This window comes from Streptomyces malaysiensis subsp. malaysiensis, assembly GCF_040653035.1.
Classification (GTDB): domain Bacteria; phylum Actinomycetota; class Actinomycetes; order Streptomycetales; family Streptomycetaceae; genus Streptomyces; species Streptomyces malaysiensis.
Genome location: NZ_JBEZNG010000014.1, coordinates 87,426 through 103,081, shown reverse-complemented (window position 1 = coordinate 103,081; position 15,656 = coordinate 87,426). Strand labels below are relative to the sequence as shown.

The 15,656-nt window shown below is 67.8% G+C and carries 14 protein-coding genes; 8 read left to right on the top strand and 6 right to left on the bottom strand.

Annotation, left to right across the window (positions count from 1 at the left end):
• Window positions 1–79 precede the first annotated feature (79 nt).
• Window positions 80–1,219: an acyl-CoA dehydrogenase family protein gene (locus tag AB0E24_RS26270; RefSeq protein WP_359380679.1), complete on the bottom strand. Its 1,140-nt coding sequence runs from the start codon at window positions 1,217–1,219 to the stop codon at window positions 80–82.
• 171 nt (window positions 1,220–1,390) lie between these two features.
• Between AB0E24_RS26270 and AB0E24_RS26265 the strand changes: the two genes are divergently transcribed.
• The gene (locus AB0E24_RS26265) at window positions 1,391–1,912 is read left to right on the top strand and encodes a TetR/AcrR family transcriptional regulator (protein WP_373567814.1); all 522 of its coding nucleotides are present in this window, start codon (window positions 1,391–1,393) and stop codon (window positions 1,910–1,912) included.
• Between the two features lie 101 nt (window positions 1,913–2,013).
• On the opposite strand, the gene AB0E24_RS26260 is transcribed toward AB0E24_RS26265, so the two are convergent.
• Window positions 2,014–2,862 (bottom strand): helix-turn-helix transcriptional regulator, encoded by an 849-nt coding sequence (locus AB0E24_RS26260; protein WP_359380491.1) that lies wholly within the window; start codon window positions 2,860–2,862, stop codon window positions 2,014–2,016.
• Window positions 2,863–2,999: 137 nt separating this feature from the next.
• Here AB0E24_RS26260 and AB0E24_RS26255 point away from each other — a divergent pair, with 137 nt between their 5' ends.
• On the top strand, window positions 3,000–3,779 hold the full coding sequence (locus AB0E24_RS26255; RefSeq protein ID WP_347236228.1) for an NAD(P)H-dependent oxidoreductase: 780 nt from the start codon (window positions 3,000–3,002) through the stop codon (window positions 3,777–3,779).
• A gap of 551 nt (window positions 3,780–4,330) precedes the next feature.
• On the opposite strand, the gene AB0E24_RS26250 is transcribed toward AB0E24_RS26255, so the two are convergent.
• Window positions 4,331–5,392 carry an NAD(P)/FAD-dependent oxidoreductase gene (locus AB0E24_RS26250; RefSeq protein ID WP_359380487.1) on the bottom strand — a complete coding sequence of 354 codons (1,062 nt, stop codon included), beginning with the start codon at window positions 5,390–5,392 and terminating at the stop codon, window positions 4,331–4,333.
• 204 nt (window positions 5,393–5,596) lie between these two features.
• Between AB0E24_RS26250 and AB0E24_RS26245 the strand changes: the two genes are divergently transcribed.
• The 6 genes from AB0E24_RS26245 (at window position 5,597) to AB0E24_RS26220 (ending at window position 11,276) form a co-directional block, all read left to right on the top strand.
• A complete protein-coding gene (locus AB0E24_RS26245) occupies window positions 5,597–6,235 on the top strand; it encodes a class I SAM-dependent methyltransferase (RefSeq protein WP_359380486.1) in 639 nt (212 codons plus the stop codon).
• 135 nt (window positions 6,236–6,370) lie between these two features.
• The gene (locus tag AB0E24_RS26240) at window positions 6,371–6,613 is read left to right on the top strand and encodes a cupin domain-containing protein (RefSeq protein WP_102935886.1); all 243 of its coding nucleotides are present in this window, start codon (window positions 6,371–6,373) and stop codon (window positions 6,611–6,613) included.
• 234 nt (window positions 6,614–6,847) lie between these two features.
• Window positions 6,848–7,543 (top strand): rhodanese-like domain-containing protein, encoded by a 696-nt coding sequence (locus AB0E24_RS26235; RefSeq protein ID WP_359380483.1) that lies wholly within the window; start codon window positions 6,848–6,850, stop codon window positions 7,541–7,543.
• 182 nt (window positions 7,544–7,725) lie between these two features.
• Window positions 7,726–9,090 carry an MBL fold metallo-hydrolase gene (locus AB0E24_RS26230; protein ID WP_174884533.1) on the top strand — a complete coding sequence of 455 codons (1,365 nt, stop codon included), beginning with the start codon at window positions 7,726–7,728 and terminating at the stop codon, window positions 9,088–9,090.
• A 145-nt stretch (window positions 9,091–9,235) separates the two neighbouring features.
• The gene (locus AB0E24_RS26225) at window positions 9,236–9,985 is read left to right on the top strand and encodes a sulfite exporter TauE/SafE family protein (RefSeq protein WP_359380479.1); all 750 of its coding nucleotides are present in this window, start codon (window positions 9,236–9,238) and stop codon (window positions 9,983–9,985) included.
• A 124-nt stretch (window positions 9,986–10,109) separates the two neighbouring features.
• A complete protein-coding gene (locus AB0E24_RS26220; RefSeq protein WP_359380477.1) occupies window positions 10,110–11,276 on the top strand; it encodes a serine hydrolase domain-containing protein in 1,167 nt (388 codons plus the stop codon).
• Between the two features lie 192 nt (window positions 11,277–11,468).
• On the opposite strand, the gene AB0E24_RS26215 is transcribed toward AB0E24_RS26220, so the two are convergent.
• The 3 genes from AB0E24_RS26215 to AB0E24_RS26205 all read right to left on the bottom strand — a co-directional run bounded on the left by AB0E24_RS26215 (window position 11,469) and on the right by AB0E24_RS26205 (window position 15,507).
• Window positions 11,469–13,193 carry an AMP-binding protein gene (locus AB0E24_RS26215; protein ID WP_359380474.1) on the bottom strand — a complete coding sequence of 575 codons (1,725 nt, stop codon included), beginning with the start codon at window positions 13,191–13,193 and terminating at the stop codon, window positions 11,469–11,471.
• A 70-nt stretch (window positions 13,194–13,263) separates the two neighbouring features.
• On the bottom strand, window positions 13,264–14,310 hold the full coding sequence (locus tag AB0E24_RS26210; protein WP_202542982.1) for an alpha/beta hydrolase: 1,047 nt from the start codon (window positions 14,308–14,310) through the stop codon (window positions 13,264–13,266).
• Window positions 14,311–14,529: 219 nt separating this feature from the next.
• Window positions 14,530–15,507, bottom strand: a complete 978-nt coding sequence (locus tag AB0E24_RS26205) for a zinc-binding dehydrogenase (RefSeq protein ID WP_359380472.1) — start codon at window positions 15,505–15,507, stop codon at window positions 14,530–14,532.
• Window positions 15,508–15,656 lie beyond the last annotated feature (149 nt).

Here is a 15,656-nt window from a genome sequence, read left to right as displayed (position 1 = left end):
GCCGCGAGCGGCCTCGTGGGAATCTCCTTGGCGAAGGCCGTGAGGTTGCGGGATGAGGTGTCGACGGGGTGTCCGGACGTCAGCGGACGAGATGGCGGCTGATGACCAGCCGCTGGATCTGATTCGTGCCCTCGAAGATCTGCATGATCTTCGCCTCACGCATGTACCGCTCGACAGGGAAGTCGCGGGTGTAGCCGTAGCCGCCCAGTACTTGGACGGCGTCGGTGGTGACCTTCATCGCGGCGTCTGTGGCCACCAGTTTGGCGACGCTGGCCTGGCGGCTGAAGGGGCGTCCCAGGTCGCGTCGATGCGCGGCGTCCAAATAGGTGGCGCGGGCGGAGTCCACTGCGGCGGCCATGTCGGCGAGAAGGAAGCCCAGGCCCTGATGATCGACGATCTTACGGCCGAAGGTGGTGCGCTCGTTGGCGTAGGCGACGGCCGTGTCCAGGGCTGCCTGAGCGAGCCCAGTGGCGCAGGCGGCGATGCCCAGTCGCCCACCATCCAGGGCGCTGAACGCGATCTCAAGGCCCTGTCCCTCGTCGCCGATCAGTCGGTCGGAATCAATGACCGCACCGTCCCACATGGCTGAGGTGGTCGGGATGGCGTTCAGGCCCATCTTGCGTTCGGGTCGGCCGAAGGCGAGGCCCTCTGTCGCGCCTGGTGCGAGGAAGCAGGAGACGCCACGGGTACCCGGCGCCGTTCGGGCGAAGAGGGCGTAGAAGTCGGCCTTGCCGCCGTGGGTGATCCACGCCTTGGTTCCGCTGATGCGATATCCGTCTTCGACACGTTCGGCCTTGCAGGTCAGGGCTGCCGCGTCTGAGCCGGCTTGCGGCTCGGACAAGCTGTAGCCGCCGAGGAATTCGCCGGCCAGCATGCGGGGCAGCCAGCGTTCTCGCTGTGCCGAGGTGCCGAAGGCGTGCAAGGGGTAGCAGGCCAAAGTATGCACGCTGGTGGCCACTGCGACGGCGGCCCACTGGATCGCCAGTTCTTCCAGAACTTGCAGGTATACCTCGTACGGCTGACCCCCACCGCCGTGCTCCTCCGGGTACGGCAGGCCCAGAAGTCCAGCCCGGCCGAGCAGCGCAAATAGCCCGTCCGGGTAGCGCTCGTCCACCTCGTGCTCATCGACCCGTTTGCCGAGTTCCTTCTCGGCGAGTTCGCGGGTCAGATCGATCAGGTCCTCGGCCTCCTGCGTGGGAAGCGTGCGGTCGACGGCCATCATAGCTCCAAGTGGTACTCAAAGCGGTACGCCAGTACCGCTCAAGGTAGCGCTTAACGGCCGTGGCGTCACCTCTGGGATACTTACCGAATGATCAAGACCTCCCCACCAACCGGCCCGAAGCTCACGGGCCGGGGTTCCGCCCGGCGCTCCGAGTTGTTCGAGGAGCTCGTGGCACTGCTGATCGAGGAAGGTTTCGCCGGCTTCACCCTGGACGAGGTGGCGGCACGTCTTCGCTGCTCCAAGCGCACCCTGTACGGGTTGGCCGACAGTAAGGAGCAGCTGGTCCGCGCCGCGGTGGTGCACTTCTTTCGGGGAGCCACCGAGCGTGTCGAGGCCGCCGTGGCCGCCGAAAGTGATCCCGCGGCTCGGCTGGCGGCGTATCTCCACTCCGTGGCGGCCGAGCTCGGTCCGCTGTCTCCTCAGTTCTTCGAAGATATGGCCGTTTTCGAGCCCGCTGCGGAGATCTATGAGCGCAACACGCGCGCGGCCGCCCGCCGTGTGGAGCAGTTGATCGACGAGGGCGTCACGGCGGGTGTGTTCCGCGATGTGCACGTGGCGTTCGCCGCCGATGTCATCACTGCGGTGATGGTGCGGATCCAACAGCGCCAGGTAGCCGCGGCCACCGGCCTTGGCGATGCCGAGGCATACGCTCAGCTCTCCGAGCTCCTGGTGCGCGGTTTGGCCCGCTAGTTGTACTGACCTGGAGGGTTGCCGATTCGGGTGATGGGTGGCCGGCCCGCGAGTGCGGTGCGGCCGCGTGAGGGGATCCCGGCGGCGGCTGAGCGTTTGGGTTACTCGCGGACCTGAGCGTTCACTGTGGGGTGCGCGTCATCGCTTTCCGCGTCCAGGCTCGCGAGCAGGCGCAGCCCGTCCTCGGCGGGGCTGCCGGGGGCCGCGGACAGCACCAGCAGCTCCATGCCTGATTCGTCCGGTAGCGCGAAGTTCTCCTGGTGCAGTTCCAGCAGTCCGACCAGCGGGTGCCGGTACGTCTTGCGTCCGTGTGTGCGGGCGCGCACGTCCGCACGGGCCCAGAGGCGGCGAAAGCGTTCGCTGCCCATCGCCAGCTCGCCGATGAGCGAGGCCAGGCGGGGGTCCTCGGGATATTTGCCGGCAGCCAGGCGCAGGTGCCCGACCACGTCGAGGGTGCATTTCTCCCAGTCCACGTAAAGGCCGCGCTCGGTCTCCTCGAGGAAGATGTGCCGGGCGATGTTCAAACCCGGCGTCGACCGGCCGTAGAGGAGCCCGGCGAGGCGGTTCTCGGCGAGCACGTCCAGGCGGTGGTTCATGATCATCACGGGTGCGTCGGCGACCAGGGCGAGGATGCGCAGCAGCTCCGGCCGGACCCGCCCGCCCGGTACCTTCGCGCGGCGGCGGCGCTGTTGGGAGAGCCGGTAAAGGTGCCCGCGTTCGGTCTCGTCGAGGCCGAGGACGCGGGCGAGCGCGTCGAGAACCTGCTCGGAGGGCTGGGTCGCGCGGCCCTGCTCCAGGCGTACGTAGTAGTCGACGCTGACTCCGGACAGATGCGCGACCTCTTCACGGCGCAGCCCTTCGACCCGGCGGCGGCTGTCCGTTGGGATGCCGACGACAGCCGGGTCGACCCGGGAACGCCGGGTCCGCAGGAAGCCCGCGAGATCGTCCATGATCCCAGTATGGCGCGTTGCTGTCCGGGAGGGTGGTCCTGCCATTACCAGGAAGTCCCGTCCGATGGAAGAAGTGTCCCTGGATGCCGGGCGCCGCAGTACCCAGGATCGAACACCGCCGATCCGAAGGAGTTTCAATGAAGACGCTGATCGTCTACGCCCACCCGGAGCCGAGGTCGCTCAACAGCTCGCTGAAGGACCACGCGGTATCCACACTGGAGACCGCCGGGCACGAGGTACGGGTGAGCGATCTGTACGCGATGAACTGGAAGGCGGTCGTGGACGCCGCGGACTTCGGCCCCAACGCATCAAATCCGCTGAACGTCGCCCACGACTCCGGCCGGGCCTTCAAGGCCGGGACGCTCGCCCCGGACATCCTCGCCGAGCAGGAGAAAGTGCTGTGGGCCGACACGATCATCATGCAGTTCCCGATGTGGTGGTACACGATGCCCGCGATTCTCAAAGGCTGGGTGGAAAGGGTGTTCACCTTCAACTTTGCGTACGGCGTCGGCGAACACAGCGACGCCAGGTTCGGCGACCGCTTCGGAGAAGGCACCCTCATGGGCAGGAAGGCTCTGCTGTCGGTGACCATCGGCGCCCCGGAGCCGCATTACGCCCCTCGCGGGATCCAGGGCCCCATCGATGATCTGCTGTTCCCGATCCAGCACGGCATCCTCTGGTATCCGGGCATCGAGGTGCTGCCGCCGTTCGTGGTATTCGGTACCGCGCGGATGACCAGCGAGGACTATCCGGACATCGCCAAAGCCTGGGAGCAGCGCCTGCTCACCCTGGAGTCGACCGAGCCGATCCCGTTCCGGCCGCAGAACTTCGGCGATTACGAGATGCCCTCGCTGCACCTGAAGGAGGGGCTGGAGCCCGCGGGCCGCACGGGTTTCGGGCTGCACGTGCGCGGCTGACCACCGACGGTGGTACCCCTCAACCGCCACACCGCCCCCAAGTCCCGGAGAACGTTGGCTTCACCCAGTCGGCTACCGAGGGCACGGAACCGCTCCAACACCTGCCCTAGCAGGTCGGCCGCACCCCTGTAATCACCCATCGGCTGTCGCACACCACCCAGGTCCCACAGGGCGCCCGCCTCGCCGAGGCGATCTTGGCGTGGTGTGCGACTGGTGGTCGGCCTAGAGGGTTTCCAGGCGGCGTCGTGCCTGGGCCCCTCGGCCGGATCGCCACCATGGAGGAAGACCTCAACGCATACGTGACGGTCGTTGCCGAATCCGCGCGCCGCGCAGCGGCCCGGGCCGAGCGGGAGATCGCCGCGGCCGGTCACCGCAGCCCGCTCCACGGGCAGCCCCAGAGCGCGCCCATCTCATGGATGTACGCGCCAGAAACATTCGGGGCGAGTGGGGAGGACGGCTTCGGCTCCGGCGGGCGCCGGTGTTGTCGAGGCGGTCGGCGCTCAGGTGCCGGCAGGCGCCGACGGCGTGTTGCGGAAGCGCCTTGCCGCTCGCTATGCGGGGCCTTCCAGACCGTGGGCGCGGGAGCCCAGAACGCGTCGTGACACTTCCGCCTCCATCGTGCCGTCGAACGGCGTTGCCGATGCTGCTTCGCGGGCCTCGGCGGCACGTCGGGCGTCTTCGAGGATGAGGTCCATGTTGATGGCGCCGCCTGCGGTGTTTCCCGCACCGGCCGACTGGGGCACGGCAGCGAGGACGTCGCTGACGTTCCCCGCGGCCCACACACCTTGGACGCCGGTGAATCCGGAGGGGTCGACGGCGACCTGGACGCCGGGGACGGCGGGGTGGGGGTTGAGTGTGAGGCCGAGGTCTTCGAGGAAGCCGCCGCGGGCGGTGAAGGTGGGGGCGACGACGAGGGTGTCGAGGGGGATGACGGTGCCGGAGGCCAGACGGGCGCCGGTCAGCTTGTTCTGTTCGGTGTCGGCCTCCAGGGCGGTGACGGCGCCGTGGACCACTTCGATGCCGAGGGCGGCGAGCTGTTCCCACTGCTCGTCGGTAAGTTCCCCCGGTGCGTGGTGGGCGAAGAGGGTGACCCGGTCAGTCATCTGACGGAACAGCAGGGCTTGGTGGAAGTTGCCCAGGACGCCGACCTTGGTATCGCGTGCTTCCCAGCCGTGGCAGTACACGCAGTGGATCACGTCGTGCCCCCACCGCTCGGCCAGGCCGGGGATGTCGGGCAGTTCGTCGATCAGGCCGGTGGTCACCAGGACGCGCCGGGCATGGACGCGCCGTCCGTCCTGGGTGGTGATGGTGAAGGTGCTGCCGCCACGCTCGACGCGCTCGACCCGGCCGCTGACGACTTCTCCTCCGTAGGAGGCGGCTTCCTCCCGGCCTATCCGAAGGAGTTCCAGGGGGGAGATGCCTTCGCGGCCCAGGATGTTGTGGGCGCCGACTCGCGCGGCGGGGGCGTTGCGGGGTTCGCCTGCGTCGATGACGAGGACGGAGCGCCGTACGCGAGTCAGCAGCAGCGCGGCGGACAGGCCGGCGACGCCCCCGCCGACCACGACGACGTCCCAGGTACGGCCTTCGGTGCTCTTCAGCTCATTGGTGTCCATATCGGCACTGTCACCCCGCACCACCATCCACAGCAAACCGTTTTGCTGTTTCCGCAACGAACCGGATCACGGGTTCGCGTCTTGCGTATTCAGCAATTGTGTTCGCTGCTTTCGGGCGATGCGGCGCACAGTGAGGCCGCGCTTGAGGAAGGAGCCGGGCCGATGAATTCGCCTGCCGCGCTCTCTCCGGAAAAGGAGATCTTGATGACCACGCCCGACAGCATCGAGCCGGCCCGGTTCTGGGAGGACCGCTACCGCAAGTGCGGACGCGTCTGGAGCGGTGAGCCGAACGAGCTGCTGGTCCGCGAAGCGGGCAATCTGGCGCCGGGAAGTGCGTTGGAGCTGGGCTGCGGCGAGGGCGCGGACGCCTTGTGGCTGGCGTCCTGGGGCTGGCAGGTGACCGCTGTCGACATCTCCACCACAGCCCTGCGACGGGCCGCCGCCCAGGCGATCGAGCTGGGCCTGTCCGGGCGGGTCACCTTTCAGCACCACGACCTCGGGCAGACGTTTCCCGGCGGCAACTTCGACCTCGTCGCCGCGCAGTATCTACAGTCACCGGTCGCTCTGAACCAGACGGCCATCCTGCGGCAGGCGGCGCGCGCCGTCGCACCCGGCGGCACATTGATCATCACCATGCACGCCGGATGGCCGACCTGGAGCAGCGCCGCGCAGCAGCCCGCCAATGTCGCGTTCCCCACTCTGGAGGGCCTGCTGACCGCCCTTGCCCTGCCTCCCACCTGGAAGGTGGACACCCTCGCCAGCGTCCGGCGGCCCGCTCCCTCACCCGAGGGATGCACCGGCACCCGCACCGACCATGTGTGGCGCCTGACCCGCACCACCTGAACCGCCCCGCCTCCGTACCCCCGCAGCGAGCGGAGCCCTACCGCCCCACCCGACGAAGGAGAGCCATGTCCACTACACCGGCAGACGACCAACTCGTTCACGACACAGAGGCCGTGCTCGGCTCGGTCGGGCCCCATCTGCGCGACGCCCGCCAAGCCCTCGCTGCGCAGGCATGGCGGTTACGAATGGCTGTACGTCCTGACCGGCGCCATCGTCCTCACCCTCGGCACCACGACCACCCGAGTGCGCGCCAGTGAAGCCGCCGAATTCGACACCCGCATACCCCACGCCATGACCAGCGCCGACCACGACGCGGCAGCCGAAGTCCTGGCTCTGTTCTCCACCAGCGGCGAACAGCTCCACGTCCGCCAGTGCTGACACTTCGCTCGCCCCCGCGGCCCTCGCCCTGATCGCGCGAACCGAATTGCCGATTCAGCAAGGCTGTTTGCCATCCTTGGGCTTGTGCGTGCAGGCTTTATCCAGAAAGTGCTGGCTCACAAGCCAAAACCGGTACCTCTCGACTCGGCCGTGTTCCCTCATTCGCCTGAAACCTGCCCGGCTCGAGCGGTACGTCAGACGTCGTAATTGCCTTACAGGACAGAGGAGCGGCAGATGGAAAATCACCACGTCGTGATCATTCCGACTGAGATCGACGAGGAGAAGGAAAGCGCTTATCTCGACACCTGGCAGGGCGCTGCGGCCGTGATGGCCACTCAACCCGGTTTCATTCGGACGTACATGTTCCGCACAATCATCCCGGGGAGCAAATTCCTTCTCGTCAACGTGGCGGAATGGGAGTCCACCGCACACTGGGAAGAGGCGATGAACGTCTGCCCGATGCTGGAACAGCAGATAGCCGTCGCCCATGCCTCGAACTACGTGGCGATCCGGACGGTCCTGCCCGCCACGCAGCAGGGCCCGGGCTCCGGCGACGGTCACACGCCCGCTGACCTGTCTCCTGCCGAGGCGCGTCGCCGCGTCGCGGACGGGGAACTCACTCTGGTCGATGTCCGCGAAGACGATGAATGGGCGGCGCGTCACCCGGTCGGCGCCGTCCACGCCGCGCTCAGCACCTTGCCGGCCTCGCTGTCGGATTTGCCTGACGGCCCGCTGGCCTTCGTATGCCGCACGGGCACACGCAGCGTGCGGGGTGGCGCACAGGCGATCCGCGCGGGCCGGTCCTCCGTTTACAGCGTGGCAGGCGGCCTTGAGGCATGGGAAGCGGCAGGGCTGCCGGTCACCTTTCCCGGCCGCGAGGCCGCGGTGAAAAACGGCGACCGTGCCAAAGCCGCGGTACGTGAGGACTAACGAAAGCAGAACCGGCGGATGACCGCCGGACACGTCCGCTGACATGAGGCCGGCCAGGCACGCCATCCGCCTTGCGCCCTCGGGAAACTGCTTCATTTCAGGCGCTGATCGTTTGCGCAAATGGCGGCGGTTTTCCGAGACGGGAATTTCCCGGGTACGCCATCCCGGAAAGGAGTCATACCGTGTTTTTTGTCGATACCCTGGAGTTTGAGGGGCTGGGCAATCGCAGTTACCTGGCCGGCGGTCCGCGAGCGGCGGTCGTGGTCGATCCACCGCGGGACGTCGACCAGGTGATCGCCACAGCCGCCCGGCGAGGGGTGCGTATCGCCTACGTAGCGGAGACGCACTTGCACAACGACTACGTCACCGGCGGGCTGGAACTGGCCCGCCTCACCGGCGCCCGTTACCTGGTCCCAGCCGACGCCGGCGTCTCCTTCTCTCGCACTCCTGTCGCGGACGGCGACACGGCCGAGGTGGACGAGCACCTGACGCTGCGTGCGATAGCCACCCCCGGCCACACTCCGCACCACACCTCATACGCGCTGGAGGAGGACGGCCGCGCGATAGCGGTCTTCACCGGCGGCTCACTGCTGATCGGCACCGTGGGGCGTCCGGACCTGGTGGACCCGCGGCTGACCGAACACCTGGCCCGCGCGCAGCACGCCTCCGCCCACCGGCTGGCGGCAACGCTCGACGACGAGGTACCCGTGCTGCCCACGCACGGCTTCGGCAGCTTCTGCGCCTCCTCCCAGACCGAGGGCGATGCGACCACGATCGGCGACGAACGCACCAGCAACGACGCTTTCACCCTGGATGTGGACACCTTCGTGAAGCGGCTCCTGGCCGGGCTGGAGGACGTGCCCGCCTACTACACGCACATGGGCCCGGCCAACGCCGCCGGCCCCGGGCCCGTCGACCTGACGCCGCCCGAGCCCGCCGACGCCGCACAGATCGCCGAACGACTGGCGGCGGGTGAGTGGGTGGTGGACCTGCGCAGCCGGGTCGCCTTCGCCGACGGCCATGTGGCCGGATCGTTCAACTTCGAGGGCACGGGGAAGCCGGCCACCTATATCGCCTGGCTGATCCCGTGGGGCAAGCCGGTCACCCTGCTCGGCGACACTCCGGCGCAGATCGCCGACGCGCAACGAGAGCTGACCCGGGTCGGTATCGACCGCCCGGCTGCCGCCGCCACGGGAGATCCAGCCGCCTGGGTCCGTGAGGGGGAACAGCTCGCCTCCTTCCCCCGCGCCAGTTTCGCCGACCTCGCCGATGCACACGAGCGCGGCGGGGACGTGGTGGTGCTGGATGTGCGCCGGGATTCCGAACGCGCGAACGGCTTCATCGAGGGCTCTGTGCACATGCCACTCCACGAGCTGCACGGCCGGGTCGGCGAGGTGCCGGACGGCACGGTGTGGGTGCACTGCGCCGGCGGGATGCGCGCGGCGATCGCCGCTTCCCTCCTGGACGCGACCGGACGAAAGGTGATCGCCATCGATGACGGCTTCGAGGCCGCCGCCAACGCGGGCCTGAGCGTTGCCCGACCATGAATCCCCTGCTCCACCTGCACAGAAGGCACGCGATGCTCCTCTCCCGCCAGGGTCCTGGCCGCCTCGTCCCCGAATCGGCCCACCCCCGCGTCACCGGGATCGGGCTGCCGGCGGCCGACGACGGCGGACGCAGTGGGGGAACAGCGTGACCGCCCTGATCCTGGCCCTGATCGCCGGAGCCGTCGTCGGCCTGACGCTCGGCGCCCTCGGCGGCGGCAGCAGCGTCCTGGCGGTGCCCGCCCTGATATACCTGCTCGGCTTCACCCCCGCCGCGGCCACCACCGCCAGCCTGATCATCGTCACCGCCACATCTCTGACCGCCCTGTACGCGCATGCCCGTGCCGGGCAGGTGCGGTGGAAGGCCGGAGCGGCGTTCGCGGCCGCCGGGATTCTCCCGGCGGCCGCCGCTGGAGCCGCCTCCACCCACCTGCCCCCAGCCGTCCTCACCATCGCCTTCGCCGCTACGGCCGTCCTCTCCGCCGTCAACATGCTCCGGCCTGCTGACACCGTCCGCCCCGGGAGCGGCGACGTGCAGCCGGGCAAGGCAGCCGGGGCCGGTGCCGGCCTGGGCACGCTGACCGGACTACTTGGTGTGGGCGGCGGCTTTCTCGCCGTCCCCGCCCTGGTCACCGTCCTGGCCTTCGAGATGGAGGCCGCAGTCGGCACCAGCCTGCTGGTCATCACGGCCAACTCACTGGCGTCCCTGGCCACTCGCTCCGGCGCCGCCACCTCGCTCGACTGGACGGCGATCGGCCCGTTCATCGGAACCGCGATCCTGGGTGCCTGGGACGGCAAGCGCATGGCCGCGAAGGTCTCCGGGCCCCGCTTGCAGCGCATTTTCGCGGTGGTCCTGCTGACCGTGGCTGCCTTCATGCTCGCCGACGCCGTGACGTGATGGCCGGCGCGTACTGGGTGTTGCCGTTTCGGCATGAGAATCCGGTGCTCCGTGAGCGCGATCGTTAGCCTGTGCCCGCCCTCGCAGCAGGGCATCAAAGCGACATGAGAACGGAAGGCGCGCTATGGGCTTCAACCGTGAAGAACGATCCAAAGTATCTGGAACATGCGACGCGCGCTTCTTGGCGGTCCGTGAAGTCTTCGCAGAGGCGGTCGCGTCGGGCGAGGAGCTCGGCGCGAGCCTTGCCGTCGACGTCGGTGGGCACAGCGTCCTCGATCTCTGGGGTGGGTTCCGTGACCCGGAGCACACAGCCCCCTGGGAGGAGAACACGATCACGAACCTGTGGTCGACCACGAAGACGGTGACCGCACTCGCCGCGTTGTTCCTCATCGACCGTGGCCTGCTCGACCCCTACGAGCGTGTGGCCACGTACTGGCCGGAGTTCGGGGTCAACGACAAGGAAGACATCGAGGTCCGGCACATCCTCAGCCACACATCCGGGGTCTCCGGCTGGGATCCGCCCTTCACGATCGAGGATCTCGACGACCACACCAGCGCGGCATCGAGGCTGGCCCGGCAGGCCCCGTGGTGGGAGCCGGGCACTGCTTCCGGCTACCACGTCGCGACCTACGGCACCCTGATCGATGAGCTGGTGCGCCGTGTGACCGGCGCGCCGCTGAACGATCTCATCACGGGCGAACTCGCCGTTGCTCTGGATGCCGACATTCAGTTGGGAGCGCGGGAGACGGACTGGACGCGGATCGCTCCGATCGTTCCACCGCCACCGGTGAAGGCCGATCTCAGCGCGGTCTCTCCGGACAGCCCGGCCTTCCGAACGTTCAGCGCACCGGTCCTCCTGGCGGAAGCCGCGAACACCGCTTGGTGGAGGCGAGCTCGGCTCGGTGCGATGAACGGGCACGGGAATGCCCGCTCGCTAGTGCGCTCGCTCCGGGTGATTTCGGGTGAGGGGGTCGTGGGCAGCGAGCGCCTGCTGTCCCGCGACACGATCGACCTCGTTTTCCACGAGCAGAGTGAGGGCTCTGATCTCGTACTTGGCGTGCCTTTGCGGTTCGGGATCGGATTCGCGCTGTCGGGATCGAGTGCGATGCCCTATGTGCCCGAAGGGCGTACGTGCTACTGGACCGGATGGGGCGGGTCGGCCGTCATCGCCGATGCGGACCGCGGTGTCACGATCGGCTATGCGATGAACAGAATGTCGTCCAGCTTCATCGGGTCGTCTCGGCTCCGTCGATACGTCGAGACGGTCGTCGACTGTCTCGCATCGTCATAGCCGGGGTGATCCGTCGGGCCGTCGGCGGCAGGTCCGCGGGCAACGCCGACCTACAGCGGGAAGTCCCCAAGGCGGCGGCCGTCGTGAGACACCGGGCGGCCAGGTTGGCTGAACCATCGCGGGCAACCCTACGAAAGCCATACCCGGTGTCTGTGGGCCTCCAGACCCTACAGGTGGCCTTGATCAACCCGATCAAGAAGGTAGAGCCCGTCTGAGATTCGGGAAGTCCGTGTCCCACCACTCCTGCTTTGATGACCTCGGGCTCTCAGCGATCTCGAGCTCGCGCATCCGGAGCTCGACTCGCCGGATCTTCCCCGAGATCGTCTTCGGCAGCTCAATGAACTCGATCCGACGGACCCGCTGATACGGGGCGAGGTGCTCCCTGGCGTAGCGCAAGATGGAGAGCGCCGTATCGTCGCTCGCTTCATGGCCCGGGGCGAGCGCGATGTACGCCTTCGGGACCGCGAGGCGAACAGGATCCGGAGCCGGCACGACCGCCGCCTCCAGGACCGCGGGGTGCTCGACGAGGACTGATTCGACCTCGAACGGGCTGATCTTGTAGTCCGATGCCTTGAAGACGTCGTCCGTACGGCCGACGAACGTGATGTAGCCGCGTTCGTCGACGGTCGCGACATCGCCGGTGTGATAGAGCCCGCCGTGCGTGGCCTCGACATTGCGCGCTTCGTCGTCCAGGTATCCGCGCATGAAGTTCACCGGGTGCTGAGCCAGGTCGAGGCAGATCTCGCCTTCCCCGGTGCCCGCCACCCGAGTCCCGGTGGCGGGGTCGACAAGCACGACCGGCACGCCCGGGAGGGGGCGGCCCATTGAGCCGATCTTGATCGGAATGCCCGGTGGGTTTCCGATCTGCGCCGTCGTCTCGGTCTGGCCATAGCCGTCCCGGATCTCCAGGCCCCAGTACGTGCGCACCTGATCGATCACTTCGGGGTTAAGGGGCTCTCCGGCCCCGATCACCTCCCTGAGCGAGCCGCGGCCTCCAGAGAGGTCCGCGTTGATGAGCATCCGCCAGACGGTCGGAGGCGCGCAGAAGGTCGTCACGCCGTGCATCCGTATCTGCTCGAGCAGCGTCTTGGCGTCGAATCGGGCGTAGTTGTAGACGAAGACGGTCGCCTCTGCGATCCATGGTGTGAAGAAGCTCGACCAAGCGTGCTTCGCCCATCCCGGCGACGAGATGTTCAGATGCACATCGCCAGGGCGCAGACCGAGGTAGTACAGCGTCGAAAGGTGCCCGACCGGGTACGAGACCTGTGTGTGCTCGACGAGTTTCGGCCTCGAGGTCGTGCCCGAGGTGAAGTACAGCAGCAGTCGATCGGCCGGGGCCGTCTCCGGATGCGGTACCCGCACATCGTCGGGCAACCGGTACGCATCGGCCAACGGACGCCAGCCCTGGACGTCGCGCACGCTGATCCTGATGTAGTCACCGGGAGCGTCGTCGAACTTCACCGTGTCCGAGGGGTTGCAGATCACGAACTTCACATCTGCGCGGGTGATGCGATCGGCGAGGTCCGCGCCGGAGATGGCCGCTGCGGTGGGCATCACGACAGCGCCCAGCTTCATGAGGCCGAGCATGCAGTCCCACAACTCGACCTGGTTCCCGAGCATGAGGACGACCGAGTCCCCCTTCTGCACGCCTTGCTGCATGAGCCACGCCGCCACCTGGTTCGATCGACGGAAGATTTCCTCGAAGCTCAGGCTTGAAGACGAGCCGTCTTCCTCGACGATCACGAGGGCGGACCGATGGTTGCCCTCGGCGATCGCGTCGAACCAGTCGACGGCCCAGTTGAAGGAGGCTTCGAACTCAGGCCAACGGAACTCCTCGATCGCACGCTCGTAATCCCCCCTCAGTGAAAGGACTTGATCTCGGGCGTCGCGGAACACCTGGGTGGCGGCAGTGATCATGGGAGTTCCTTCCTTGAACTCGATTCGGCTGTGACGCGCAGCGTCGTCTCCGCAGTCGATCAGCAGACCGTCAAGCGACCTCACGAGCGAGCCAGCCGGTGATCAGGGCGATCGTGTCGTCCCACTTGGTGACCACACAGTGCGTTTCGCCTTCCGCCATCACCACCAGCGTGTCGCGGCGCCCCGAGAAGACGAGACTGTCCTCGACCGGCACCAGCGCATCGGCGGTTCCGTTGATGACGAGCATCTTGCAGTTGTCATCCCTGTCGAGCAGTGGCCGCAGCGAGTGGGGTCCGACCTGTCGTTGCATCTCCTCCGGCGTGGGCTCCTGGTCGAACCCGAAGAGGTTCCCGATGATCCCGACCGCTCCCTCGGCCCAGGTCCTGCCTGGCGCGAAAGCCGCCTCGACGGGACCCCCGCAATTGACCGCCGCGTCCACCAACCCGGAAAGCCCGGAATAGGCCGAGAAGTAGCCGCCCATCGACAGCCCGAAATGCACGACGCGTCCGTTGCCGAGAGACCGGCAGAAGCTGATCAGGCCATCGATGACCTCCCGGCTCTCGGGAATCATGGCGATCTCGGATTCGCCGGTGCCCGGGATGTCGAATGCGACGACGCGGGCCCTGGTTCCCTGCGCGAAGCTCATGAACATGTGGTGGACGTCGATCTTGTGACCGTCCGCGCCCCCACTGGCGAGAATCACGGGGGCATCGAGCGGAAGTCCCGGCGCCGAGAAGATGTGCACCGCCACGCGAGTGGTTGACCTCTGGTACGGAATGTCGAGCACGCGGCGTTCGAAGTCCACCGGGAAGGAGGGCGCCGCGAGGAGGTACTGCTCGATCTGGTGCCGCAACGCGGTCCGCCTGGCATCATCTGCGAGCACGGGGAACTTGGCATAGCCGTAGGCCAAGGCCGCGAGGGTCGGGTTGCCGTCATCCGCGTACCGCGCGCCGAGCTTCGACCATTCATGGACCCAGCCGCCGGGCCCGTCCAGCCACATGTCCGTGACGACCGAACGCACCTCGTCGACATCCCGAGCCGGCAGTCCAAAATTCACCATCTGCTTGTATCGCGCGGGGAAGATAACCTCTGGCGACACCGACCACTTGTAAGGCATGTGCTCTCCTCATTGAGAACTGACTGATCAACACAATTTGACTTGCGTCAAGGCTGGACGGTGGCGTTCATCGCGCGCGGGTACGGGCGCCGATCAGGAACACCCGAATCCCGCGCCGACAATGCGCGGGGCGACTCGGAGCCGGACAACGGCGTGGCGAACGGCACTGCTCCGAACGGTCACGGTGGCCGGCCGGCAGCCATGGCTTCTGGTGGCCTCTCAGGCGACCAGAAGGACGATCTTGCCGTAGGCGCGGCCGCTCTCCAGGCGCCGGTGGGCGTCGGCGGCATCCGAGAGGGCGAAGGTCGAGTCGATCGTCGGCGCGCCGAGGCGACCTTCCGCGACCAGGCGGAAAAGGCCCCGGAAGTCCGCGGGACTCCCCATGGTCGTTCCGAGCAGCGAGTACTGGCCGAAGTAGAAGGGGCGCGCAGCGAGCGTCGCCTGCTCGGCCTGCGAGGCGCCGAGCACCACCAGACGTCCGCCGGGACGAAGCGCACGCAGGGACTCCCCCCATGTGCCGACGCTGTCGAGGACGACGTCGTAGCCATCGCCCCCAGGGCTCATTGCCCGAGCTTGGTCGATCCAGTCCTCGTCCGTGTAGCGCACCCCGGCGACGGCGCCGTGAGTCCGCGCGACCGCGATCTTCTCATCGCTGGATGACGTGACGAAGGGGAGAGCGCCGATGGCCTTCGCGATCGCCGTGGCACCAGGGGCGAGGCCCCCGCCTGCGCCGAGAATCAGCACGGATTCGCCCGCCGCCAGCTCCGCTCGCGTCACGAGCGCCCGGAAGGCGGTGGCGCCGACCAGTGACAGGGCCGCCGCCTCCGCCCATGAGAATCCAGCAGGCCGGGGGGCAAGGCATTCATCCGGCACCGAGACAAACTGGGCGTAGGTGCCGTGACGGGCGTCTCCGAGGAGCTCCCACCCCGGTGCAGGGGCGGCCTCTCGGGCGCCCCAGAACAGCGCGGGCAGAATCACGACTGGCTCGCCGTCAGGCGTTGTGCCTGCGCCGTCCGCGCCGGGCAGGTGCGGGAGGGGCGAGGCGTACAGGCCGCGCCGGACGAGCACGTCATGCCAGTTCAGCGCGGCGGTATGGAGTCGCACGGTGGTCCAGCCGGGCCGGCTCGGCGGGTCCGGGACCCGGCCGGGACGAAGAACTTCGGCATCGCCGAACTGCTCGATCACGATGGCGTCCATCAACGCTCCCTATCGAGGAAGGCGGCAATCGCCTTCCGACTCTGCTCGGACGGGTTGCGTCCTGGCGGGCGGGTGGCGCCCGGCTCGCCCATCGATTCCGCGCACCTCACGGCGCTTGCGCCGTCGGTCCATGTCATGAAGGAACCCTG

What these genes read in the sequence shown, in the direction of transcription:
- AB0E24_RS26270 (WP_359380679.1), bottom strand. Translation starts at nt 1,219, where the DNA reads ATGGCCGTCGACCGCACGCTTCCCACGCAGGAGGCCGAGGACCTGATC.
- AB0E24_RS26260 (WP_359380491.1), bottom strand. Translation starts at nt 2,862, where the DNA reads ATGGACGATCTCGCGGGCTTCCTGCGGACCCGGCGTTCCCGGGTCGAC.
- AB0E24_RS26255 (WP_347236228.1), top strand. Translation starts at nt 3,000, where the DNA reads ATGAAGACGCTGATCGTCTACGCCCACCCGGAGCCGAGGTCGCTCAAC.
- AB0E24_RS26250 (WP_359380487.1), bottom strand. Translation starts at nt 5,392, where the DNA reads ATGGACACCAATGAGCTGAAGAGCACCGAAGGCCGTACCTGGGACGTC.
- AB0E24_RS26245 (WP_359380486.1), top strand. Translation starts at nt 5,597, where the DNA reads ATGACCACGCCCGACAGCATCGAGCCGGCCCGGTTCTGGGAGGACCGC.
- AB0E24_RS26235 (WP_359380483.1), top strand. Translation starts at nt 6,848, where the DNA reads ATGGAAAATCACCACGTCGTGATCATTCCGACTGAGATCGACGAGGAG.
- AB0E24_RS26220 (WP_359380477.1), top strand. Translation starts at nt 10,110, where the DNA reads ATGGGCTTCAACCGTGAAGAACGATCCAAAGTATCTGGAACATGCGAC.
- AB0E24_RS26215 (WP_359380474.1), bottom strand. Translation starts at nt 13,193, where the DNA reads ATGATCACTGCCGCCACCCAGGTGTTCCGCGACGCCCGAGATCAAGTC.
- AB0E24_RS26210 (WP_202542982.1), bottom strand. Translation starts at nt 14,310, where the DNA reads ATGCCTTACAAGTGGTCGGTGTCGCCAGAGGTTATCTTCCCCGCGCGA.
- AB0E24_RS26205 (WP_359380472.1), bottom strand. Translation starts at nt 15,507, where the DNA reads ATGGACGCCATCGTGATCGAGCAGTTCGGCGATGCCGAAGTTCTTCGT.